The organism is Bradyrhizobium sp. USDA 4474 (assembly GCF_054057515.1).
Window position 1 is genome coordinate 687,261 of the sequence record NZ_JBSRZJ010000002.1, and the last position, 20,235, is coordinate 707,495.

The following is a 20,235-nucleotide window of genomic DNA, read 5'->3' on the forward strand; positions in this document are numbered from 1 at the left end:
GCTCGCGATTCCAAAAGTCGTAGAAGGATTTTCTTTTAAGTTTGCAACGCCCCGCGCTGGAACTGGCTATCCATCCCGTTTTCGGAAAGCGCCCCCCGGCTCCCGTTTGGCCTGCGGAGAGGCCTCTACAGAGGTGTCGCCTATGCAATACCTTTCTTGCTTCCTGCGCGATGACTCACCTCCGTAACTAGAGGATTTGATTGATTTATTCGCCATTTGCGAGGTGGATTTAGGGCCTATCGCCGTACAGCTCCACGAGAAGCCTTTCCGCTTGGGGCTCGCTTAACCCGGCGAACCTCGGTGCCAGCCCGAAGACCTGTTCACGCAGATCGATCAGCCGGGATCGCTCCATGATGTCCAGCACGAAGAGGCTGAGCTTGTCGCGGTCATTGCGCTCGTCCATGGCGCCTCTCCAGAAATTGCGGGACCTCGACGACCTCGCCGCGATGAGCCTTGGCGATGGTCAGCTCGGCGCGGAGTTCGCCGAGTTCGTCGCGGAGCTTCTCGACCTCTGCGGCCACGCGCTTCCTCTCGTGGGAAATTACTTTGCTGTGTGCATCCAAGCGGGCTTCGTCGTGCTCGGCCATCGCGGCGGAGATCCGGCTGTCAACGAAGATCCGCGCTTGCATCTGGGCGTGATACCTCGCCAGCACTTCCCGCACCTCTCGTTCTCGCCGCTCGACGTTCGCGCGGTGTCTGGCTTGCTCGCTCGCTTCCATCCGCTGGCGCCGAGCCTCAAGGCTCATCCGGTGAGGTATAGGCTCATCGTGATGCATGACGACCGCCGCAGCTTCGACGCTTCGTTGCTCGGCTCGGTAGCCGTCGCGATCCAAGAGCAGGCAGCTCCGCGCCTTCGCCTCGGCAAATGCGGCTCGATTGTCGGCATCCATGACGGTCACCACGCCGTTGTAGTCAACCAAGCGACACTGGCCGGATGTCGTCGCGCCCAAGTCAACTCAAGGCGAGGCCTGAGCCCGACACAGTTCGTTTGAAACAACGACTTGGCTGGCGTCGCGGGGACGTTCGGCGTGCCAGCGGTGCCGAGATCGGTCGGTGTGTCGCTCATATGCAGAACTGCGTCGGTCGAAACTCCAACTTCTATCGAGCCGGTCGCGCTGACGACGGCGCTCGGTGCGATTGCAATCAGGTCATCTGGGGCAACTGCATTGGATGGCAGGATGGCGAACGACTGCCCCGTCGCGAGAGTGAACGACCGAAGCGGCATGGTCCTCGCGCGCGCGGGGGCTGCGACAAGAATAATTGGATCCGTGCCGCTGACCACAGCGACGACCCCAGTCAGCGTCTCGATGTCCGCGATCATCGCGGCGGCCGGATCTGTCGCGGTGCTTGCGGGACTGGCTGTGATGCCGTTGCGTAGTCCTGCGGGCCGTTCTTCAGGGATCGCGGGGTTTGCATCGAACAGCGCGGCATCTGCGTTCAGTCCGATGGACCGCATCAAGGTATCCTTGACCATCGCCTCCGCATTGCCGCCGCTGCCGCTGATCATTTCATCGGTCAAAAGCGCGACATTCGCGAGTTTGGCAGGTTCTAAAACAAGAGGCGACGTCGCCAGCGAGTAGACCGGGACCGGCCTCCCTTGACCGACAAACGAGGCGTAACTGACAGACGCCATGAACGAGGGGACACTGATCTTGCCGAAGCCGTTGAATTTAAGTTGCAGGGTCTTTCGAAGCAGGATTGCGGCTGCCGAGATCGGCGCTAGCGATTGTAGCAAGTATTCGGTCAGCGTCTGCACTAGCGCCGGGGCGCTCGCTGTATCGGTCGGGCTGACACCGGCCCTGATCAGCCAACCGCGCTCAATCGGCTCGACGTCTCGCGTCAACCGCTCGACGGCGCTGTCGCCCTTGTACCACTCCGAAGCGACTACTACCGGGTCTTGTCGGGGCGATTTTGGACGTTCAGTGGCAATGACATGCACGGTAACCGCGCGCATCAGCGTATCGATGCTCTCGCGGCGGAGCGCGTCCGGGTCTTGCCTGAACGGAACTCCTTGTCGCGCGGGTGCAGTGCTCATGCTAGGTAGGATGCCACGACTTCCCGGCTTGCGATGAAGATCGGTCACGGTTTATTTTTTGCCGCCTCCGCCACCATTGCTCCCAGCGCCAGCCCGATCTTGCTGCGGTCGCTGCTCTCGCTGTCGAGCAGCCAGCGACTTGCGATCAGCATCTCGATCACGTCGGCGCTGATCTCGACCGATACCGCCATCCGTCCGGCATCAAGCCGTCGGCGATATTCCCGCTGCGCCAGCCGTCGCCGTTCGCGCTTGTCGATGCGCGGTCGGGCGGCAGCCGGTGGGCGGTGGAGCATGACTCTACCTTGAGATTGAAAGCCCGGCGAAACTCCGGGGTTTTGTCCGTTCGGGGCCGAGACCACATTGCGGTCGCGGCGCACTACCGCATTCTCTGCCGTTCATTCGTTTAATCGCTTCATCGCTTCCGCCAGCGCCTGTTCGCATTTCAGAACATCGTCCTGACATTCCCGCATCCACACCATCGCCGCCGCGAAAGCCTGTTGCCGTTCAGTGAGTTCGACGTTCATCTCCGATAGTCTCGTCCGAGCGCCGTCGAGCGCGCGCCGGGCCTGATCGACGGCGCGCGCTTTCTCAGCAGCCTGCTGTTTCTCTGCTCTCGCTCTCGCCGCCTCTTGCGCCTCGATCTCCAGCGCCTCGATGCGGGCGATGGTGCAACGCGACCTCGCGGCGAGCGTGAAGATCGCATGCGCCCGGCGGTCCCAGTCGTCCTGCTGCCTGCTTACGATCTCCAGCACCTCGCTTGGGGCAGGAGTGAATTTCAGCGAGCCGACAATCTGCCAGATCGCAGCATCGAGCGCGGGCAAGGTCATTTCGACGCTGCGGACATTCTCGACCACAGTGCGGATGTAAACTTCGGGATCTCCCGGAGCCGCATTCGGAAACGCGCCGAGTAAAACTGCAACTCGCTCGCCGACCACGCTGAGCCTCAGATCATCGCCATCGTAATTGGAATCAGGATCAAAGCGGGCCAGAGCGGCTTCGCACTGGGCGAGCGTTGTGACGTCGGCCTCGTTCAGTGTCGCGTCTCGCTTGGCGTCGGCGAAAAGTTTGGCGATCATCTCGCGGTCCTGCATCACCTCGGCCCGCGCCCGGATCGTGCCGGGCAACTCGTCCAATTCAACTGCACGTCGGGCCAGCCTGTCTGCGTCCTCGGCAAAGGCCTTCAGCGCGCGAAGGGGATGGCCGGGATATCGATTGATCGGGACGACGTTGCTCACTGGCCGTCTCCGTCGTCTCTGGTCATCGCCAGCGTCATGCCGAACAGGGAGGGCTTGCCGCTGTTGCCCTGCCACTTTCGTGACGGCGGTTGATTTTTCCACGCCCCGTTTCGCAACCACTTCTCAAGCGGTTGGAGTTTATCTGGAGGTCGAGCAGCTACCCATCTGCGCGCCGAAGCGATAAGTTGGTCGCGGATCTCGGGCGTGTAGATCTCGACGAAAGACTGCCACGCTGCTGCGCGGCTCTCGCCATAGGGACGACGCCAAATCGTCAGCAGCACTTCGAAAGTTTCCCGCGCGCCGCCGTCAGGCACGAGCGCGCCGGGGATGACAGCGAGCGAAGGCGAGCGCTCTCTCTCCCCTGTGGCTGGCGTGGTAGCGCCAGCCACCGCAGTTCTGTTCGCAGTTAAACGCTTTTTGTCTGCCACCTTGGTGGCAGGGTTTTTTGTCGCCGCTGTCAGGGTTTTATTGTCACCCCGGTCAGGGTTTTCAGCGCTAAACCCTGACAGAACTGCGTCAGGGTATTTTAGAATGTAGTGGTTGCTCCGCTTCCGTCCTCCGCCGCTGCTGATGCTGATCCAGCCCACCCGCTCAAGCAGCGCGACCTGTCGATAGGCGGACCGTTCCGAGATCTTGCTGCCGGTGGCGATCTTGGCGATGCCCGGATTGCACTGGCCCGTCCGGACGTGCAAATGCAGGCCGATCCGGATGGCGACCCGCGCGGCGACATGGGACAGATCGGCGCTCAGGATAGCTTTCAGCCAGTCGTCGCGCTCGGGGAAGGTGCTTGGCTGGCGGAGACTGTTGTCCGGCATTGATAGCGCCCGGTGTTCGGTGCTACACCGTCGCAGCCCGGCAAGGCGCAGATGACGAAGTAGCGATCAGATGATTTCCACCGCCCCGGATGTCCCCGTCCGGGGCGGTCGCGAGTTCAGACTTCGGCGGTGGCACGGCGCTGGCGCGAGCGGCGTCGCTCGACTCGGGCCACGGTTTCAGCGCGAACGCGCTCCGCATTGGCTTCGGCGCGTGCGACGCGCTCGGCGCGTAGGGCCTTAACCTCGCGCTCGATGAAAGAGACGCGCTTGGTGCGGCGGCCCGGTGCAGTCATTGGAATTTTCAGAGCCATCAACTCGGGGTCTTCATAGGCGGTCGAAACTGAAATGCCGCCCATGATTGCTCGTGTCCTGTCGAGGTTGATCAGCTCATCATCGTCACGGATGCGTTTGGGGATGTGGTCCGCCATGTCATGCCTCGCGATCAATCATCAGCAAGAGCCAACATGCACAACAAGTGGAGCGCTTGCCATGAGTTGCAGCGCGTCGGCCGGACCATAAAAGTAGGGAGGTGCTTTTGTCGTTTGGCGACAAAAGTCGGGGTTACTTTTGTCGCTTCGAATTTTGATGGCGTTCGAAAGCCCGCGTGACAGCATCTTGCGTCTTGCGCTCAGCCTTGGCCACGAGGCGAATAGCCTTGGCCCGGCTAGCTCCGCATCCGATTAGCGTGGCGACGAAGGACCCCGTGTCTTGCTTCGGACGATGACGCGGTCGTTTTGCGGATTCGGCCGTCAGCAGGTCGCGTAGCCGCGCCAGCAGCTCGCGCAGGGTCTCAGGTGGAATGCCGTATGCGTCGGGATGATCAAGCAACTCCCCGACGACGATCAGCATCACCCGGTCATCCACGACCGTCACCGCGCAACGGGACCACCTTGCGGTCGGCTGGCGCGGTCGGCGTGGCGCAATGCGTGGCCCAATGCTGCATCAACCTGCGCCGCTTCTCCAACAGGTCACCGCGCGCATAGGCGGCTTCGGTCTGGTTGCCAATGGCGTGCGCCAGCGCCACTTCCAAAAGTTCACGCGGCGCGTTGGTGCGCTCGCCACCCCAGTCGCGAAATGCGCTACGCATACCGTGAACGGTGAAGGCGTCGCCGCCGTGCCTGTGCAATGCCTTGCGCAGGGTCATGGCGACGATGGGTCTGTCGCCCTTCACGGTAAACAGGTACTCGCCGCTCCTTGGCAGACGCTTCAGCAGCGCCAGCGCCTCGGCTGACAGCGGTACGCGATGCTCGCGCTTACGCTTCATGCGGCTCGGCGGCACCGTCCAGATTTTGGCATTGAGATCGATTTCGTCCCACCGCGCCCCGCGCGCCTCTTGGCTCCGCATGCACGTCAGGATCGCGAAGGCGAGGCACAGCTCCGGGATGGAGTCGGTGGCGATCAACTTTCTGTAGAGGTCCGGCACCGCGTTGTGACCGATGGCGGCGTGATGCACGACTGGTTTCAGCTTGCGCGGATGCGGCAGGGTCTTGTCGAGGTGATTCTTCCAGTCGGTCGGCAACGGCCCCGGTGAACGCAGGCCTCGCGTCTGAGCCCAGCCCAACACCTCGCCGATGCGGCTGCGGACGCGATCCATGGTGATCGGCGCCCGCTTCCAGTCCGGTTCGATCACCTTCAGCACCATGCCGACGTCAATGTCGGCTACCGCGACGCCCATCAGGGGCTTGCAATAGGTGTTCATCGAGTTCTGCCACTGCTTGAAATGCTTAGCGCGCCAGCCGTCACCGTTGCTGGTCAGGAAGCCGTCGAGCGCTTGACGGAAGGTTGCGGTGTGCAGCTCGGCAGCGCGGGCGGCCATGCGCCCGGTGTCGCGATGGTTGATCGGATCGATCCCGGCCGCGACCAGCTTACGGGCTTCGTTGGCTTTGGTACGAGCCTCGGCGAGACTGACGACTCGCGCGCTGCCAATTCCCATGAACCGCTCGCGCTTGTCGATCTGGTAGCGATATAGCCACGCCTTGGTAACGACGCCCTTGGTCTGCGTCGGTGTAGCCTGTAGCATCAGGCCGCCGCCGTCGTAGAATTTGCCGGGCACTTTTAGGCCTTTCACGAAGGTCGCCGAGAGCCTGTCCCATGTCCGCATTTTTTCGTACCCCCGGTCTATCCCCCGGTCCAATCTCGGAACGGGTCGGAATTAGATGGGGCATAATACAATCAACCAGAAAAGGCCTGAAGCGAAAAAGCCTATAAACAAAGGCATTTTCGCGTCATCTCGCACTCAACCAGAGCCAACCGGAAGCAACCGGAAATAGGGTAGCCCGGACGCTCCATCCGGGCTACGGCGCCTGCCACAAGCTCCATCGTCATCCTGAGGTGCTCTCCTTGCGATGCGTCAGCATCGCAAGGAGAGCCTTGAAGGATAGGCTGCGGGCGCTTGCGGGTCATCCTTCGAGGCTCGCTTCGCTCGCACCTCCAGCGACAACCGCTTCGCGGTTGCGCGGGATGACGGTTGAGTGTGTTGCGGCAGTGCATGGCTGGTGTTCGAGCACACCCAATTGTCTTGAGCCGCCCACACCGAACGTGTAAGGCCCCAAGAGTCCTTTCCTGGTGCCCGCTTGAACCCCCTTCCGCAAAACCCCATGACCGCGTCCGGATCGTTCGCGGCGATGAAGTCCGTGCCTTATCGGCTGCAGTTCATCGCCTATGTGCTGGCGATGATGGCCGACAATATCGAGCATGTGATCAGCTATTGGGTGGTGTTCCAGAAATTCCACTCGCCGACGCTGGGCGGCTTTGCGGTGCTGTCGCACTGGCTGCCCTTCCTGCTGCTCTCGGTCGCGGTCGGCGGGCTGGCCGACCGGTTCGATCCGCGCCGCATCATCCAGTGCGGCATGCTGCTGTTCATCGTGGCATCAAGTGGATGGGGCTTCTTCTTCATCACCGACACCATCCAGATGTGGCACGCGATGCTGCTGCTGGTGATCCATGGCTGCGCGGGTGTCCTTTGGCAAACACCGAACCAGCTGCTGCTCTACGACCTCGTCGGCCCCGCAGACCTTCCGAGCGCGGTCCGGCTGAACGCGATGGCGCGCTATCTCGGCATCCTGGTCGGACCTGCGGTCGGCGGAATCATCATGCTGACGCTCGGCGCCTCGCACGGCATCATCTTCAACACGCTGTTCTATCTGCCGATGCTGCTGTGGCTGTTCTGGGCGCCGGTGCGCGACAGCAGCCTCGCTGTCAGGCGGTTCGCGGTGCGCGGCCTTGCCGACATCCTGCTGACCATCCGCGCCATCGGCACCCAGCCGGTGCTGACCGCGATGACATGGCTTGCCGGGCTCACCTCCTTCATGATCGGCAACGCCTATCACGCCCAGATGCCGGGCTTTGCCGGCGATCTCGGCCATGGCGATCCCGGCGTGTCCTACAGCGTGCTGCTGGCAGCCGACGCCGCCGGGGCACTGCTCGCCGGCATTGCGCTGGAATCCTGGGGACGCCTCAAGGGCACGCCGCGTACCGCGATCCTGCTCGCGACCTTCTGGAGCCTGGCCCTGCTCGGGTTCGCGGCGGTGCGGATCTATCCGGTCGCGATCGCGCTGCTGTTCGGCGCCGGCTTCTTCGAGCTGTCCTTCAACACCATGGCGCAGGCGCTGGTGCAGCTGAATGCGCCTTCTGACATCCGCGGCCGCGTCGTCGGGCTCTACAATATGGCCGGGCTCGGCATGCGGGCCTTCAGCGGCATCACCGTCGGCGTGTTTGGCGCGGCGATCGGCATTCACTGGTCGCTGGGACTCTCGGCCGCCGCGCTGCTGGGGCTGCTGTGTCTGCTTTACGGGCGGGCGACCAGGAAAGCCTAGGGCGCAGCCCGATACCGTCCGCCCCGGATGTGGCTTTTTCAACGCGTCGTGTCGCTCGGTATTCGCCGCGCCAGATCATAACGCGGCATTAACCCTATGCAGCTTAGGGTGGTGTTGGACTCCGCCAGGCGGGGGGTCGGGTTGTGAAAATGGCGTTGGCGAACAAAAAATTTCTTCCAGCCGCAGAGGAACGTCGGCGTTTCCAGCGGGTGAAGGTGCACCTGCTCGGCCGTTACATGCTGCCGGATCGCCGGGAATTCCCCTGTCAGGTGATCAATATGTCGCCCGGCGGGCTCGCGCTGCTGGCGCCCGGCATCGGCAATGTCGGCGATCGCGTGGTCGCCTATCTCGACCATATCGGCCGGGTCGAGGGCAAGATCACAAGGATCATCGACAACGGCTTCGCCATGACGGTGGGCGCGACGCCGCGCAAGCGCGACAAGCTCGCGGCCCAGCTGACCTGGCTTGCCAACCGCGACATCCTCAATCTGCCGGAAGACCGCCGCCACGACCGCGTCGTGCCGCGCAACCCGATCGCGGTTCTGACGCTCGAGGACGGTACCAAGATGACCTGTCGCATCATCGACCTGTCGCTGTCGGGCGCAGCCATTGCCGCGGAGAACCGCCCACCGCTGAGATCGACCGTATTGCTCGGCCGGGTCCAGGGGCGCGTGGTCCGAAACCTCGAAGACGGCTTCGCACTCGAGTTCCTGCATTCGCAGCCGATCGAGACTCTCGAAGAGAGCGTTACCGCGCGGTAAAGCGAAAGCACAGCAAAACCCCGGCTTTTCCAGCCTCAAAGGCGGCCTCCGCGATGCGGAAGCCGCCTTTTTTCGTATCTTGACGCGACCGCACGCGGGTTAACGTGCGACCTGCTCCCGGCAGAAACCCCAGTTCCGCCAGCGTGCGCGCGTTAATTGCTACAATTTGAATCAATTGCAGTCGTTTCAAATTTTAGTCGAATTCACTTCAAGTATAGATCGATTTGGCCGCGACTTTTACTTGTATTCGTCTCGACTTGACTTGACTGACTTAGCGGCAACTCAAAAGCTCCGTGCGAGATGTGGTCCCAACAAGAAACGGGGGCCGCAATGTTGGACTTCACGGGACAGGGGAAGGCACTGGCACTTGTTGCCATGCTGTTCGGGATCAGCGCGACAGCGCAGGCCGGCGAAGGCCGTCTGCTCTACGCGAGCCTCGGCGACACCACGCGTGCGCCGATCGGCTGGGTCGAGTTTTGTGCCGAGAATGCCGCCGAATGTCAGGGCGGGCCGACGCAGCCGCGCGACATCGTGATGTCGCAGACCGCGTGGCGCGACCTGACCAAGGTCAATCGCTGGGTCAACGAGACGATCAAGCCTTTGACCGACCAGGACCACTGGGGCGTCGTGGAGAAATGGTCGCTGCCGACTGACGGTTACGGCGACTGCGAAGACTACGTGTTGTTGAAGCGCAAGATGCTGATGGATGCCGGTTGGCCGCGTGAGGCCCTGCTCATCACCGTCGTGCGCGACAGGAAGGGCGAAGGACATGCGGTGCTGACGGTGAAGACCGACAAGGGCGAGTTCGTTCTCGACAATCAGAACGAGAACGTCGTCGCCTGGACGGAGACCGGCTACCGCTTCGTCAAGCGCCAGTCGCAGGCCGATCCCAATGTCTGGGTCTCGCTCGGCGATACCAGGCCGGCGGTCTCCACCGCCAGCGCAAGAGATCAGTAGTTGAGAGAGAAACGAGTTACGCGACCGGTCACATCCCCACCCCTCCCCGTCCCAGACCGGATCGCGCGCGGCCAGGCTTCCCCCAAAGCCTGGCCGCAACAATTTTGGGGCGGTCGGGTCAGCGGTGCCAGACTGTTCCTGTAGGTTCTGCCAGCCTTGATGGGATCTTCGACCAGCCTGATGGCGTCGCGCGGATTGCCGTCGACCACCAGGAGATCGGCGAGCGCGCCTCCCCAACCACTCCGAGCTTGTTTGAGCCGCTACGCGATTGCAGCCTTTGACCGCCACGCCAGAGTGAGCCAGCCGGTGCCGTGCGACTGCAGGTCGAGGCCATCGCACCACTCCGCGGAACGGATCTCAACAGAAGATGACTTGGGCTGAAGAACTCAACGTCGGCTCCGTTCCAGAGCTCGATACGCTCCGATCATTTTGCGTGCAGAACCCGCAGCCAGCCAATTTGCAACCGCAGGACTTTTCGCACTTCAGCCATTTCCTGCGAGAGCGCTTGTTCTTCTCCGACAGGTAAGCACGACTGTCGCGCTGGCGTCGAACTCGACTCACTCAAACGACCGGCATTCGCGCGACAGGAGTGATCGAGCAGATGTTGCAACGCCGCCATGTGGGAGTACGATCGCCACCATGATCTCGTGGGGATGGGCGGCACAAGGGTTGAAAGCGAGGGGCGAGACCTGAACGACGAGGCGTAACATGGTGGCGCAAACGAGTGACGGACGTATCCTGCTGGTCAAGAAGCTCGGCGGACTCATCGCAATCATCATCGGATGCCTGCTGACCGCGGTCGGCGTGACCTTTGAATCCAGTGGAACGACTTTCGTAGGCGTTCTCTTCCTGGTGGCGGGCGCTGTTTTGCTTGTGCTGAAGATCATCAGGCGGAACGACGGATCGTCGCTGCCATAGCGGGCCGGCGCGGTTCGCTTATGCACCCAGCACGTCCGCGAGCCGCAGTTCGTCAGCAGCGGGATCTTTCAGGAACAGCTCGGCCTCGATCTCGTTCAGATGCGACAGCATCTGGGCGCGCGCGGTCTCTCCGTCGCCCTTGCGGATCGCGGTGACGATCCCGGCATGATGATCGGTGCCGCAAGCCGGCGTGTCGTGGCGGCGATAGAGCAGGATGATCAGCGACGAGCGCGCGATCAGCTCCTTCAGGAAACCGAGATATATGCTGTGGCCGCTCATCTCGGCGATAAGGCGATGAAAATCGCCGGACAGCCGGACCGAGGCGCGCGCATCGCCGCGCGCCTCGGCCTCGCGCTCCTCGGTGAGGTGTTGCTGCAGGCGATCGATCCACGTCGGCGACACCGCGTCGACGGCGTGGTCGACGATGGTCGGCTCGATCAGGCGGCGCGCCTCGAACACCTCGCGCGCGTCAGCCGGCGTCGGGCGCGCGACGAAGGCGCCGCGGTTCTTCTCGATGTTGACGATGCCCTCGTGCGCGAGCTGCTGGAGCGCGGTGCGAACCAGCGTGCGGCTTGCGCCATAGATCTCGCCGATCTCGTCCTCGCCGAGCTTGGTGCCCGGCAACAGACGGTGCTCGAGGATTGCCGCGGTCACACCCTCCCTGATCCGGATAACGCGATCGCCCACGTCGGGCGCGTCGGATCTCGGGCGGGATTTGGCGGCCATTAGTTCGAAGTCTGGGTTTGAGGACTCGATCGGAGATGGTCAGTCCCGGATCGTAAACGATGAGTTGTATCCAATCACAGGCGAAACTTTATACAATCTTCGCCCATTTCGTGTGCACACCCCGCCCGCCCCCTGCGCCGCACAAATGTTCCGAAGTTCGATCTAACGACCTGACTTCGCTGCACAGTTTTCCAATTTGGCAATTTTGGCGCTGTTGGCACGGACCTTGCGGAGAGGGGCAGAACATCGCCTCTCTCGCGGACATGCCATGGCCACTCCCGCCGCTCTCGAACTGGTTGCCGTCACCAAGCGCTATGACACCACGCTGGCGGTCGACAATGTCAATCTGAAGATCCCCGCCGGCACCTATTGCTGCCTGCTCGGCCCGTCCGGCTGCGGCAAAACCTCGACGCTGCGCATGATTGCCGGCCATGAGGCAGTCAGCGAGGGCGACATCATCCTGGGCCCGCAGAACGTGACCGATTTGGCGCCCGCCAGCCGCGGCACGGCGATGATGTTCCAGTCCTACGCGCTGTTTCCGCATCTGAGCGTGCTCGACAATGTTGCTTTTGCCCTGAAAATGCGCGGCATCGACCGCGCGACCAGGCACAAGCGCGCCGGCGAGCTTCTGGAACTGGTGGCGATGAGCCCCTACGCGGGTCGCCTGCCCGCCCAGCTCTCCGGCGGCCAGCAGCAGCGCGTCGCACTCGCGCGTGCACTGATCACCGAGCCGCAGATCCTCCTCCTCGACGAGCCGCTGTCCGCGCTCGATCCATTCCTGCGCGTCAAGATGCGCGGCGAGCTCAAACGGCTGCAGCGCGAGCTCGGCATCAGCTTCATCCAGGTCACCCACGGCCAGGAGGAGGCGATGGCGCTTGCCGACCACATCGTGGTGATGAATCAGGGCAAGATCGAGCAGCAGGGCACGGCCCGCGACATCTTCCACCATCCCCGCACCGAATTCGTGGCGCGCTTCATCGGCGGTCACAACGTCCTCAGCGACGCCGGAAAACTCATCGCCGTGCGCGCCGATCAGCTCGGCATCAAGCCGGTCACTGACGGCGCGTTCGGCGCGCCGGCGCTGCTGACCCAGACCGAGTACCAGGGCTCTTATGTCGCCGTCTCGCTCACGCTCGACGACGGCACCGCCCTGTTCTCCCACGTTCCCGAAGCCACCTTCGATGTCCATCCGTTCCGGCCGGGCGATCGCGTGCTGGCCACCTGGGATCCCGCCAAGGCGCAACGTCTGCAATAGCGCCGTCATCACAGAAAATGCGCAACACAGAGGAGTGACTGGAATGACAAAGACCACCAAGACATCGGGCGTCAGCCGCCGCACGCTGCTCAAGGGCACCGCGGGTCTCGCGGGCCTCGCCGCCGGCTCCGGCGCCATCACCGGCTTCCCCTACGTAATGTCGGCCGAGCCGAAGGTGCTGCGCTATCTCGGCACCGCCGTGAACGAGGGCGACGACATCTCCAAGCAGTGCCTGAAGGACACCGGCATCAAGATCGACTACATCACCGCGACCACCGACGACGTCACCAAGCGCGTGATGACCCAGCCGAACTCCTTCGACGTGCTGGACACCGAATATTTCTCGCTGAAGAAGATCGTTCCGTCGGGCAACATCCTTGCCCTCGACGCCAAGAAGATCAAGGAATTCGACAACATCACGCCTGTCTTCACCAAGGGCGAGACGCCCGGCGGCAAGAAGATCGGCGGCCAGGGCACCGCGCCGTGGAAAGTGCTCTATCTCGAGGGCAAGGATTCCAAGAAATTCGCGACGTCGCCGACCGAGTACGTCACGCTGATCCCGACCGTGTACAACGCCGACACGCTTGGCATCCGTCCCGACCTCATCAAGCGCCCGATCAACTCCTGGGCTGAGCTGCTCAACCCCGAGTTCAAGGGCAAGGCCTCGATCCTCAACATCCCCTCGATCGGCATTATGGATGCCGCGATGGTCGTGGAAGCCACCGGCAAGTACAAATATGCCGACAAGGGCAACATGACCAAGGAAGAGATCGATCTCACCATGAAGGTGATGACCGAGGCGAAGAAGGCCGGACAGTTCCGCGCGTTCTGGAAGGACTTCAACGAAAGCGTCAACCTGATGGCTTCGGGTGAGACCGTGATCCAGTCGATGTGGTCGCCGGCGGTGACGAAGGTGCGTTCGATGGGCATCGCCTGCACCTTCCAGCCGCTCAAGGAAGGCTACCGCTCCTGGGCATCGGGCTTCTGCGTCTCCAAGGGCGTGTCCGGTCCGAAGCTCGATTGGGCCTACGAGTTCGTCAACTGGTTCTTGTCAGGCTATGCCGGCGCCTATCTCAATCGCCAAGGCTACTACTCGGCCGTGCTCTCGACCGCAAAGGCCAACATGGAGCCGTACGAGTGGGCCTACTGGATGGAGGGCAAGCCCGCCGAGAAGGACATCAAGGCGCCCGACGGCTCGCTGCTGGAGAAGGCAGGTTCCGTGCGCGACGGCGGCTCCTACGAGGACCGCATGGGAGGAGTGGCGTGCTGGAACGCCGTGATGGACGAGAACGACTACATGGTTCGCAAGTGGAACGAGTTCATCGCCGCGTGATGGATACGTCGGAGGACATCCTGCAACAGGCGCCCCCGGACATTGTCCGGGGGACCGACACGAGGCGCGCGGCCAAATCCGCGCGCCTGTCGCCCTCCTTCGTCTCCTGGCTACAGGCCGGGCCGATGATGCTGGTGTTTGTCGCCTTCTTCCTGATCCCGCTCGTCTTCGTCGTCATTGTCTCCTTCTGGGACTACAACGAATACCAATTGCTGCCGGCGCTCTCGGGCCGCGGCTACACCGACACGTTCGAAGGCTGCATCGCGCAGCTCCCCGATCTCTGCACCATCGCAAAAACCTATTTGAAGACGCTGAAGCTGTGCTTCCTGGTCTGGGCCATCACGCTCTTCATCGGCTTCTGGGTCGCCTATTTCCTCGCCTTCCACGTCAAATCCAAGACCTGGCAGATGGGACTCTCGCTGCTCTGTACGATCCCGTTCTGGACCTCCAACGTGATCCGCATGATCGCCTGGATCCCGCTGCTTGGGCGCAACGGGCTGGTGAATTCCGGACTGATGAAGACGGGCCTGATCAACCAGCCGCTGGAGTGGCTGCTGTTCTCCGAATTCTCGGTGGTGCTGGCGCTGGTGCACCTCTTCACCTTCTTCATGGTCGTGCCGATCTTCAATTCGATGATCCGCATCGACAAATCGCTGATCGAAGCGGCCTATGACGCCGGCGCCACCGGCTTCCAGACGCTGGTCAACGTCATCGTTCCCCTGGCGAAGCCCGGAATCGTGATCGGCTCGATCTTCGTCATCACCATCGTGATGGGCGACTTCATCACCATCGGCGTGATGGGCGGCCAGCAGATCGCGGCGGCCGGCAAGATCATCGAGACGCGGGTGAACGCGCTGCAATTCCCGGCCGCAGCCGCCAACGCCGTGATCCTGCTCGTCATCACGTTCCTGATCATCACCATGATGTCGCGCATCGTCGACATCAAGAAGGAGCTCTAGGCGATGAAGGAAGGGCGCCCCCGCAGCTTCTATATTCTCGCGATCTTCTTCGCAGCCTACGTGCTGTTTCTTTATGGCCCGATGATTGCGATCTACGTGTTGTCGTTCCAGGGGCCCCAAGGTGGCCTCACCTTCCCGATGAACGGCGTGTCGACCTATTGGCTGACAAAGCTGTTCCAGGGCACCGGCATCATCGATCTCGGCGCGTCCTTCCGCCGCTCGCTGTTGCTTGGCGTCATCGTGATGGCTGTCACGGTCGTGCTGTCGATTGCCGCCGGCATGGCCTTCCGCAGGAAGTTCAGGGCGCAGAGCATTCTGTTCTATTCGGCGATTGCGAGCCTGATCGTGCCCTCGATCATCACCTCGCTCGGGATCTCGCTTGAATTCCGTATCATCGACGATCTGATCAAGGCGCATTGGAACGAGAATTTCGAGACATCGATGGGCCTGCTGACCTCCGGTCTCGGTGCGCATCTGACCTGGACGCTGCCGTTCGGCCTGCTGATCATGTTCGCGATCTTCAACCGCTTCGATCCCCGGCTCGAGGAGGCCGCACGCGATCTCGGTGCGACGCCGTGGCAAACGTTCCGCCATGTCGTGCTGCCGATCATCCTGCCGTCGGTGATCGGTATCGGTCTGTTCGGCTTCACGCTGTCCTGGGACGAACTCGCGCGCTCCAGCCAGGCGATCGGTGCGGTCAATACATTGCCGCTCGATCTCCAGGGCCTCACCACGACAGTGACGAACCCGGACATCTATGCGCTCGGCACGATCATCTCCGCGGTCTCCTTCGCTGTGATCGCGCTCGCGCTCGGCACGATCCACATGCTCAACAAGCGCCAGGCGGCCAAGGGCTCGGACGCCGGCAAAGGACTCCTCTGATCGCGATGCGGCTTCACGTCGTCAATCCCAACACCACCGCGTCGATGACGGCGAAGATCGCCGCAGCGGCACGGGCGGTCGCGCTGCCCGATACCGTGATCGACGCGCGCCAGCCGGCGATGGGCCCGGTCTCGATCGAGGGATTCTACGACGAGGCCTTCGCCGTCCCGGGCATGCTCGGCTGCATCCGCGAGGCCGACCGCGACGGCGCGAATGCCCACATCATCGCCTGCTTCGACGACACCGGCCTCGATGCCGCGCGCGCGGCGGCACAAGCGCCTGTCATCGGTATCGGCGAAGCGGGCTTCCACATCGCAAGCCTGATCGCCGCACGCTTTGCCGTGGTGACGACGCTCGGTGTCTCCATCGTGCCGATCGAACATAATCTGCGGAAGTACGGCCTCGCCGAGCGTTGCGCCCGCGTCCGCGCCGCCGAGGTCCCTGTGCTCGCGCTCGAAGAGCGCAACTCAGACGCCCTTGGAAAGATCTCCGCGGAGATCACCGCCGCGATCCGAAACGATCGTGCTGAAGCAATCGTGCTCGGCTGTGCCGGCATGGCCGATCTTGCCGCCGAACTCGCCGACACACACGGCCTGCCCGTGGTCGACGGCGTCGCGGCTGCGGTGACGCTGGCCGAGGGACTGGTGCGGCTCGGGTTGAAGACCTCGCGGCTCGGCCCGTACGCGGCGCCGAGGCCGAAGCCCTATGCCGGTCCGTTCGCGCCATTCCAGCCCTAGCCTGGCCCCGCCGATGGTCCGTCAGGCGAAGACCGCCGGTGACCGGCACCGGCCTCGTCGGCCTACTCGTCTTTGCCACCGATGTCATGGAGCGCGCGACCTGGTAGAGCAACAGGTCCACGTTTTCTTCTTCGGCCGGTGACTTCGGTCGCAGGAGCCGTCCCTCTGGTCAATCGCGTTTTTTCCACCGACGGCCACCTTTTCGTCCCATTTGTTGCTGAACGGTAACCCTTTCGGGACGTCCCGGCTGCCCTGTTTCTCGTGCTGCCGCTCTTCGCCACTCGCCAAGTTTCAATTTGGGTTTTGTCAGCGATGATCGATCTCGCAGAGGACACACCGTCCAATCCATTCGTCCGCCTCGGCGCCCAGCCGATCGCGTTGACGGCTGCCGCGCTGCTGCTGCTGATCGCCGGGGTCACCTCGATCGCGATCTGGCGGGCTTATACCGGCGCTGCCCCCGAAACGGACCGGGCGGTCGCGTCGCGGCAGCTCCAGGTGCGGGCGGCGCAAGCCTCCGAGCAACTCGTCGAGAAGACCAAGGGGCTGGAGGCGACCCAACAGGAATCGATCGACCAGCTCCAGGTCGTTCAGGACCAGCTTTTGACCATGAAGCGGCTGCTCGCCTCGCAACAGGCCGACACCAAGCGCCTGTCAGAACAGGTGGCCAATCTGAACGACGCCATCGACGGGTTGCGGCAATCCTTTGCCAGTGTTCGCGCCAACGAGGCTGACGCGCCCGCAGTTACCCCGAGGAAACCGGCGCGCCACCGTGTCCATGCCAGCGCCCGCAAACGCGCAAGCGGCTGATTGGATCCCTCGCTACGGGCTTTTATTTTTGTCAGATGTGAAATGGATCACACTCGCCCGTATGATTCCGCGCGATGCTGGCCCATACCGGATGGCGTGAGCCGATTTCAATATCCGGGGCTGGCAAGGTCGTTGACGGTATACTGCGTCAACGGCCTTGTTTTTTGGCTCCGTATTCTGCTGCCTCAATCGGCCGGCTTTATTCACATACCTGAACGCGGCGAACGCGCCAGCCCCACTGCGTCATGACCCGCTGCCGCACGAGGTAGCACTGCGAGCCATAGCCGCCATCGTCATATCCCGCGCCGTAATAATAGGGGTCGCCGTAGTACGGGTAGCCATAGCCATAGGCACCAAAATAGCCGGCGCCCGCGATACCGGCACCAAGGGCGACACCGGGCCAGAAACCGCCGCCATGCCAGCCGTGACCCCAGCCGCCGCCCCAATGGCCACCACCACCCCAATGGCCGCCGCCACCGAAACCAGCCCGCGCCTGCGCCGCCTCGGGCGCTGCGAGGCCGACTGCCGCGACGGCCAGCGCGGCCATGATCATCTTGCGTAACATCAACTCACCCTCCGCGTGGACACGTTCCACACTTCAAAACAGGTGCAAGCTAGTGTCACTCCGGATTTGATGATAGGCGCGCCGGCTCACTTCCGCGCGAGCGTCGGCAGCCGCGGTGACATCTCGCGCTTGGCGATGCGGTCGAGGACCGCCGCGACATATTTCGCGACGTCGCCGCTGAACAATCGGCTCTTGTTGGCCTTCATTGCGACCACGGCGGCCTTGCCGTCGAGCATGATCAGGCCCTGCGGCATGCTGTTGATCGCGGCGGCGAGCTGCCACTTCTTGGCCTGGTACTTGTCGTTGAACTGGTCGCGCTCGTTGCACAATGTCGGACAGGCGGGCCAACACCGAGGCCCGCATCACGACGACGTTCAAGCCGGCGCGACGAGCTCAAGCATGAACAGATAGCCCGCGGCGAGCGGTTCTCGTCCACGGCCTCGGCGAGTTCACGGTGACGGCGCACCGGACCATCGGCGAACTGCTTGGCCGCACCAACTCGGGCCCGGCCCGATCACCGGGCATGGCCTCAGCCGATCCGCTTGAGGCCCTTTTTGAAGCGCGGGCCGTTGGCGACGTAAAACCTCGCCGCACTTCCCATCTTCTGCACCTGGGGCTCGTCGAGTGTGCGGATCACGCGCGCGGGCGAGCCGATGATCAGCGAACGTTCGGGAAATTCCTTGCCCTCGGTGATCACGGAGCCGGCGCCGACGATGCTGTTGCGGCCGATCTTCGCGCCGTTCATCACGATCGAGCCCATGCCGATCAGCGCGCCCTCCTCGATGGTGCAGCCATGCAGGATGACGTTGTGACCGACGGTGCAGTTCCTGCCGACGACCAGCGGAAAGCCGAGATCGGTGTGGCAGGTCGAGCCGTCCTGCACATTGGCGCCCTCGCCGATCTCGATCCACTCATTGTCGCCACGCAGCACCGCACCGAACCAGACGCTCGCACCCGGCTTCAAGCGCACGCGGCCGATCACGGTCGCAGTTTCCGCGATGAAATAGTCGCCGTCAGAGGGAAGATCGGGCGCCTGCCCGTCGAGCTCGTAGATCGCCATGGAGGTCTCCTGTCGCGTCAAACCCAGCCATAGCGAAACGACGGCGCGGAGGCAAAGGTCGCCGCAGCGGGCCCCCTGCAAACGTCAGCCCAGGACGCCGGTGGCGCGCAGCGTCATCAGGAAGAAAGTGCCGCTCATCATGCTCCAGAAGCCGGCAATGACGGTGGCCATCATCACGAATTCGAAGCGGCGGCTTTCCAGCCGCATGCCGCGCAGCGTGTTGCGCATGATGATGAAGGGCGCGGCAAACACCAGGAACGGCACCGCTGCAAATGTCCGGGGGGCGACGCCCTCCTGCAACAGCCCGAAACCTGCGGGCCGCTGCGACATCGCCTGGTATCCATTGGCGAGCGCGCCCGCGAGCGCGAAGCCGATGCAGATCGCGAACAAGGTGTTGAGAGCTTCAGGTGTCATCGGAACAGTCCGCCCATACGCAACGCGAGGAGCCTTCCTGTGACAAATCGTGCCGGTTAACGCTACATTATCCTTAAGCGAAGGTTAACGGCGCCCCCGCCCGACGCAGAGCCGCCTTGTTCCCGGCAGGATCGGAACGTTCCGCGAAATCGCCGTCACGTGCCATATTCGCCGGTGATTCGTCGGCCAGCGGCCGACCCGGCCCATTTGCGTGACGTCATGACGGTGTTTTCGGCAACCTCCCCTCGCTCGCCCAAGGCAAGCGCAAGAACGCGCCCGCGGGCGCATTTCGTCCCGCTCGCGCTCACGGGCGTGTTCGCGGCGGGTGCGGTCGCGCTGGTCGCCTATCTGCTGTGGCCGACCTGGAGCCCGGGCGGCGTTGATGCGCCGGACAAGCTGCCCGTCAGCGTCGGCGGGACGCTGTTCAACCTGCCGATCTCCGCGATCCGGATGAAGATCCAGCGGCACTCCGGACCGCAGGAGCGCATCGATCTCGATTTCCTCTATCCCTCGCTCGACGCACCGAGCGGCCCGACGCATGTGACCGCCGATACCGTCAACACGGCCATGCAGCCGATCGACCGCATCTTCCTCTCGATCGCGGCACATCACGATGCGCTTTCGCCCGAGCAACGCACCGCGACCATCTATCCCCACTATCTCGACCAGTCCGTGACGACACCTGCCGATGGATTGACGATGCGCCCGTTCCGCAGCGACACGCCCTATGGCAGCGAGGATCTCTATTCCGCCACCAGCCCCGCGCTGACTGCGCGCTGCACGCGCGATGCAGCCACACCCGGGATGTGCCTGTCGGAGCGCCGCGTCGACGGCGCCGACCTCACCTTCCGCTTTCCGCGCAGCTGGCTGTCGCAATGGCGCGACGTCGCGGACGCCATGGACAAGCTGACCGCGCAGTTGCTCGGGCCGAAGGCGTAAGCGCGGCCTCGATAACAAAAAG

Annotated in this window: 26 protein-coding genes; 11 read left to right on the plus strand and 15 right to left on the minus strand. The window is 63.0% G+C overall.

Annotated features, from left to right (window positions below):
- Positions 1-229 precede the first annotated feature (229 nt).
- From ACVW16_RS05055 to ACVW16_RS05095, 9 genes are all read right to left on the minus strand, one after another.
- On the minus strand, positions 230-403 hold the full coding sequence (locus ACVW16_RS05055; RefSeq protein WP_456737210.1) for a hypothetical protein: 174 nt from the start codon (positions 401-403) through the stop codon (positions 230-232).
- On the minus strand, positions 387-890 hold the full coding sequence (locus ACVW16_RS05060; RefSeq protein ID WP_456737209.1) for a hypothetical protein: 504 nt from the start codon (positions 888-890) through the stop codon (positions 387-389). Before ACVW16_RS05060 ends, ACVW16_RS05055 begins: the two co-directional genes overlap by 17 nt.
- Positions 891-895: 5 nt before the next feature.
- Entirely contained in the window at positions 896-1,954 is a 1,059-nt protein-coding gene (locus tag ACVW16_RS05065; RefSeq protein WP_456737208.1) for a hypothetical protein, read from the minus strand.
- Between the two features lie 125 nt (positions 1,955-2,079).
- On the minus strand, positions 2,080-2,328 hold the full coding sequence (locus tag ACVW16_RS05070; RefSeq protein ID WP_456802241.1) for a hypothetical protein: 249 nt from the start codon (positions 2,326-2,328) through the stop codon (positions 2,080-2,082).
- Between the two features lie 102 nt (positions 2,329-2,430).
- Entirely contained in the window at positions 2,431-3,372 is a 942-nt protein-coding gene (locus ACVW16_RS05075; RefSeq protein WP_456737206.1) for a hypothetical protein, read from the minus strand.
- The gene (locus ACVW16_RS05080) at positions 3,267-4,085 is read right to left on the minus strand and encodes a hypothetical protein (protein ID WP_456737205.1); all 819 of its coding nucleotides are present in this window, start codon (positions 4,083-4,085) and stop codon (positions 3,267-3,269) included. Before ACVW16_RS05080 ends, ACVW16_RS05075 begins: the two co-directional genes overlap by 106 nt.
- A 116-nt stretch (positions 4,086-4,201) precedes the next feature.
- Positions 4,202-4,513 (minus strand): hypothetical protein, encoded by a 312-nt coding sequence (locus tag ACVW16_RS05085; protein ID WP_456737204.1) that lies wholly within the window; start codon positions 4,511-4,513, stop codon positions 4,202-4,204.
- Positions 4,514-4,646: 133 nt separating this feature from the next.
- The gene (locus ACVW16_RS05090; protein WP_456737203.1) at positions 4,647-4,934 is read right to left on the minus strand and encodes a hypothetical protein; all 288 of its coding nucleotides are present in this window, start codon (positions 4,932-4,934) and stop codon (positions 4,647-4,649) included.
- 7 nt (positions 4,935-4,941) lie between these two features.
- Positions 4,942-6,186, minus strand: coding sequence for a tyrosine-type recombinase/integrase (locus tag ACVW16_RS05095; protein ID WP_456738281.1), 1,245 nt, complete (start codon positions 6,184-6,186; stop codon positions 4,942-4,944).
- 496 nt (positions 6,187-6,682) lie between these two features.
- Here ACVW16_RS05095 and ACVW16_RS05100 point away from each other — a divergent pair, with 496 nt between their 5' ends.
- Complete coding sequence (locus tag ACVW16_RS05100; RefSeq protein WP_456735542.1) at positions 6,683-7,900, plus strand: MFS transporter; 1,218 nt, start codon at positions 6,683-6,685, stop codon at positions 7,898-7,900.
- Positions 7,901-8,049: 149 nt separating this feature from the next.
- On the plus strand, positions 8,050-8,661 hold the full coding sequence (locus ACVW16_RS05105) for a PilZ domain-containing protein (protein WP_456735543.1): 612 nt from the start codon (positions 8,050-8,052) through the stop codon (positions 8,659-8,661).
- On the opposite strand, the gene ACVW16_RS05110 is transcribed toward ACVW16_RS05105, so the two are convergent.
- Positions 8,648-8,851, minus strand: coding sequence for a hypothetical protein (locus ACVW16_RS05110; protein WP_456735544.1), 204 nt, complete (start codon positions 8,849-8,851; stop codon positions 8,648-8,650). The two genes, ACVW16_RS05105 and ACVW16_RS05110, sit on opposite strands and share 14 nt — an antisense overlap.
- Positions 8,852-8,991: 140 nt before the next feature.
- Here ACVW16_RS05110 and ACVW16_RS05115 point away from each other — a divergent pair, with 140 nt between their 5' ends.
- Positions 8,992-9,618, plus strand: a complete 627-nt coding sequence (locus tag ACVW16_RS05115) for a transglutaminase-like cysteine peptidase (protein WP_456704286.1) — start codon at positions 8,992-8,994, stop codon at positions 9,616-9,618.
- A 708-nt stretch (positions 9,619-10,326) separates the two neighbouring features.
- Entirely contained in the window at positions 10,327-10,536 is a 210-nt protein-coding gene (locus ACVW16_RS05120) for a hypothetical protein (protein WP_456704287.1), read from the plus strand.
- 18 nt (positions 10,537-10,554) lie between these two features.
- Here ACVW16_RS05120 and ACVW16_RS05125 read toward each other — a convergent pair whose 3' ends face one another.
- Positions 10,555-11,262, minus strand: coding sequence for a GntR family transcriptional regulator (locus tag ACVW16_RS05125; RefSeq protein ID WP_456704288.1), 708 nt, complete (start codon positions 11,260-11,262; stop codon positions 10,555-10,557).
- Between the two features lie 268 nt (positions 11,263-11,530).
- Here ACVW16_RS05125 and ACVW16_RS05130 point away from each other — a divergent pair, with 268 nt between their 5' ends.
- From ACVW16_RS05130 to ACVW16_RS05155, 6 genes are all read left to right on the plus strand, one after another.
- Positions 11,531-12,517, plus strand: coding sequence for an ABC transporter ATP-binding protein (locus tag ACVW16_RS05130; protein ID WP_456704289.1), 987 nt, complete (start codon positions 11,531-11,533; stop codon positions 12,515-12,517).
- 43 nt (positions 12,518-12,560) lie between these two features.
- The gene (locus tag ACVW16_RS05135; protein WP_456704290.1) at positions 12,561-13,850 is read left to right on the plus strand and encodes an ABC transporter substrate-binding protein; all 1,290 of its coding nucleotides are present in this window, start codon (positions 12,561-12,563) and stop codon (positions 13,848-13,850) included.
- Entirely contained in the window at positions 13,850-14,809 is a 960-nt protein-coding gene (locus tag ACVW16_RS05140) for an ABC transporter permease (protein ID WP_456738188.1), read from the plus strand. Before ACVW16_RS05135 ends, ACVW16_RS05140 begins: the two co-directional genes overlap by 1 nt.
- A 3-nt stretch (positions 14,810-14,812) precedes the next feature.
- Positions 14,813-15,691, plus strand: coding sequence for an ABC transporter permease (locus ACVW16_RS05145; protein WP_456704291.1), 879 nt, complete (start codon positions 14,813-14,815; stop codon positions 15,689-15,691).
- A gap of 5 nt (positions 15,692-15,696) precedes the next feature.
- Positions 15,697-16,428, plus strand: coding sequence for an aspartate/glutamate racemase family protein (locus ACVW16_RS05150; protein WP_456704292.1), 732 nt, complete (start codon positions 15,697-15,699; stop codon positions 16,426-16,428).
- Positions 16,429-16,740: 312 nt separating this feature from the next.
- The gene (locus ACVW16_RS05155) at positions 16,741-17,235 is read left to right on the plus strand and encodes a hypothetical protein (protein ID WP_456705321.1); all 495 of its coding nucleotides are present in this window, start codon (positions 16,741-16,743) and stop codon (positions 17,233-17,235) included.
- Between the two features lie 199 nt (positions 17,236-17,434).
- Here the strand turns inward: ACVW16_RS05155 and ACVW16_RS05160 are convergent, their stop codons facing one another.
- From ACVW16_RS05160 to ACVW16_RS05175, 4 genes are all read right to left on the minus strand, one after another.
- Positions 17,435-17,800 carry a hypothetical protein gene (locus ACVW16_RS05160; RefSeq protein WP_456735545.1) on the minus strand — a complete coding sequence of 122 codons (366 nt, stop codon included), beginning with the start codon at positions 17,798-17,800 and terminating at the stop codon, positions 17,435-17,437.
- An 86-nt stretch (positions 17,801-17,886) separates the two neighbouring features.
- Positions 17,887-18,129, minus strand: a complete 243-nt coding sequence (locus ACVW16_RS05165) for a hypothetical protein (protein ID WP_456735546.1) — start codon at positions 18,127-18,129, stop codon at positions 17,887-17,889.
- 200 nt (positions 18,130-18,329) lie between these two features.
- Complete coding sequence (locus ACVW16_RS05170) at positions 18,330-18,860, minus strand: gamma carbonic anhydrase family protein (protein ID WP_456704295.1); 531 nt, start codon at positions 18,858-18,860, stop codon at positions 18,330-18,332.
- 84 nt (positions 18,861-18,944) lie between these two features.
- Positions 18,945-19,274: a DUF6949 family protein gene (locus ACVW16_RS05175; RefSeq protein ID WP_092228601.1), complete on the minus strand. Its 330-nt coding sequence runs from the start codon at positions 19,272-19,274 to the stop codon at positions 18,945-18,947.
- 219 nt (positions 19,275-19,493) lie between these two features.
- Here ACVW16_RS05175 and ACVW16_RS05180 point away from each other — a divergent pair, with 219 nt between their 5' ends.
- Positions 19,494-20,213: a hypothetical protein gene (locus ACVW16_RS05180; RefSeq protein WP_456735547.1), complete on the plus strand. Its 720-nt coding sequence runs from the start codon at positions 19,494-19,496 to the stop codon at positions 20,211-20,213.
- Positions 20,214-20,235 lie beyond the last annotated feature (22 nt).

What these genes read in the sequence shown, in the direction of transcription:
- ACVW16_RS05095 (WP_456738281.1), bottom strand. Translation starts at nt 6,186, where the DNA reads ATGCGGACATGGGACAGGCTCTCGGCGACCTTCGTGAAAGGCCTAAAA.
- ACVW16_RS05115 (WP_456704286.1), top strand. Translation starts at nt 8,992, where the DNA reads ATGTTGGACTTCACGGGACAGGGGAAGGCACTGGCACTTGTTGCCATG.
- ACVW16_RS05065 (WP_456737208.1), bottom strand. Translation starts at nt 1,954, where the DNA reads ATGCGCGCGGTTACCGTGCATGTCATTGCCACTGAACGTCCAAAATCG.
- ACVW16_RS05130 (WP_456704289.1), top strand. Translation starts at nt 11,531, where the DNA reads ATGGCCACTCCCGCCGCTCTCGAACTGGTTGCCGTCACCAAGCGCTAT.
- ACVW16_RS05175 (WP_092228601.1), bottom strand. Translation starts at nt 19,274, where the DNA reads ATGACACCTGAAGCTCTCAACACCTTGTTCGCGATCTGCATCGGCTTC.
- ACVW16_RS05160 (WP_456735545.1), bottom strand. Translation starts at nt 17,800, where the DNA reads ATGTTACGCAAGATGATCATGGCCGCGCTGGCCGTCGCGGCAGTCGGC.
- ACVW16_RS05060 (WP_456737209.1), bottom strand. Translation starts at nt 890, where the DNA reads ATGGATGCCGACAATCGAGCCGCATTTGCCGAGGCGAAGGCGCGGAGC.
- ACVW16_RS05155 (WP_456705321.1), top strand. Translation starts at nt 16,741, where the DNA reads ATGATCGATCTCGCAGAGGACACACCGTCCAATCCATTCGTCCGCCTC.
- ACVW16_RS05140 (WP_456738188.1), top strand. Translation starts at nt 13,850, where the DNA reads ATGGATACGTCGGAGGACATCCTGCAACAGGCGCCCCCGGACATTGTC.
- ACVW16_RS05055 (WP_456737210.1), bottom strand. Translation starts at nt 403, where the DNA reads ATGGACGAGCGCAATGACCGCGACAAGCTCAGCCTCTTCGTGCTGGAC.
- ACVW16_RS05135 (WP_456704290.1), top strand. Translation starts at nt 12,561, where the DNA reads ATGACAAAGACCACCAAGACATCGGGCGTCAGCCGCCGCACGCTGCTC.
- ACVW16_RS05105 (WP_456735543.1), top strand. Translation starts at nt 8,050, where the DNA reads ATGGCGTTGGCGAACAAAAAATTTCTTCCAGCCGCAGAGGAACGTCGG.
- ACVW16_RS05170 (WP_456704295.1), bottom strand. Translation starts at nt 18,860, where the DNA reads ATGGCGATCTACGAGCTCGACGGGCAGGCGCCCGATCTTCCCTCTGAC.
- ACVW16_RS05090 (WP_456737203.1), bottom strand. Translation starts at nt 4,934, where the DNA reads ATGCTGATCGTCGTCGGGGAGTTGCTTGATCATCCCGACGCATACGGC.
- ACVW16_RS05100 (WP_456735542.1), top strand. Translation starts at nt 6,683, where the DNA reads ATGACCGCGTCCGGATCGTTCGCGGCGATGAAGTCCGTGCCTTATCGG.
- ACVW16_RS05120 (WP_456704287.1), top strand. Translation starts at nt 10,327, where the DNA reads ATGGTGGCGCAAACGAGTGACGGACGTATCCTGCTGGTCAAGAAGCTC.
- ACVW16_RS05150 (WP_456704292.1), top strand. Translation starts at nt 15,697, where the DNA reads ATGCGGCTTCACGTCGTCAATCCCAACACCACCGCGTCGATGACGGCG.
- ACVW16_RS05180 (WP_456735547.1), top strand. Translation starts at nt 19,494, where the DNA reads ATGACGGTGTTTTCGGCAACCTCCCCTCGCTCGCCCAAGGCAAGCGCA.
- ACVW16_RS05080 (WP_456737205.1), bottom strand. Translation starts at nt 4,085, where the DNA reads ATGCCGGACAACAGTCTCCGCCAGCCAAGCACCTTCCCCGAGCGCGAC.
- ACVW16_RS05145 (WP_456704291.1), top strand. Translation starts at nt 14,813, where the DNA reads ATGAAGGAAGGGCGCCCCCGCAGCTTCTATATTCTCGCGATCTTCTTC.
- ACVW16_RS05085 (WP_456737204.1), bottom strand. Translation starts at nt 4,513, where the DNA reads ATGGCGGACCACATCCCCAAACGCATCCGTGACGATGATGAGCTGATC.
- ACVW16_RS05125 (WP_456704288.1), bottom strand. Translation starts at nt 11,262, where the DNA reads ATGGCCGCCAAATCCCGCCCGAGATCCGACGCGCCCGACGTGGGCGAT.
- ACVW16_RS05070 (WP_456802241.1), bottom strand. Translation starts at nt 2,328, where the DNA reads ATGCTCCACCGCCCACCGGCTGCCGCCCGACCGCGCATCGACAAGCGC.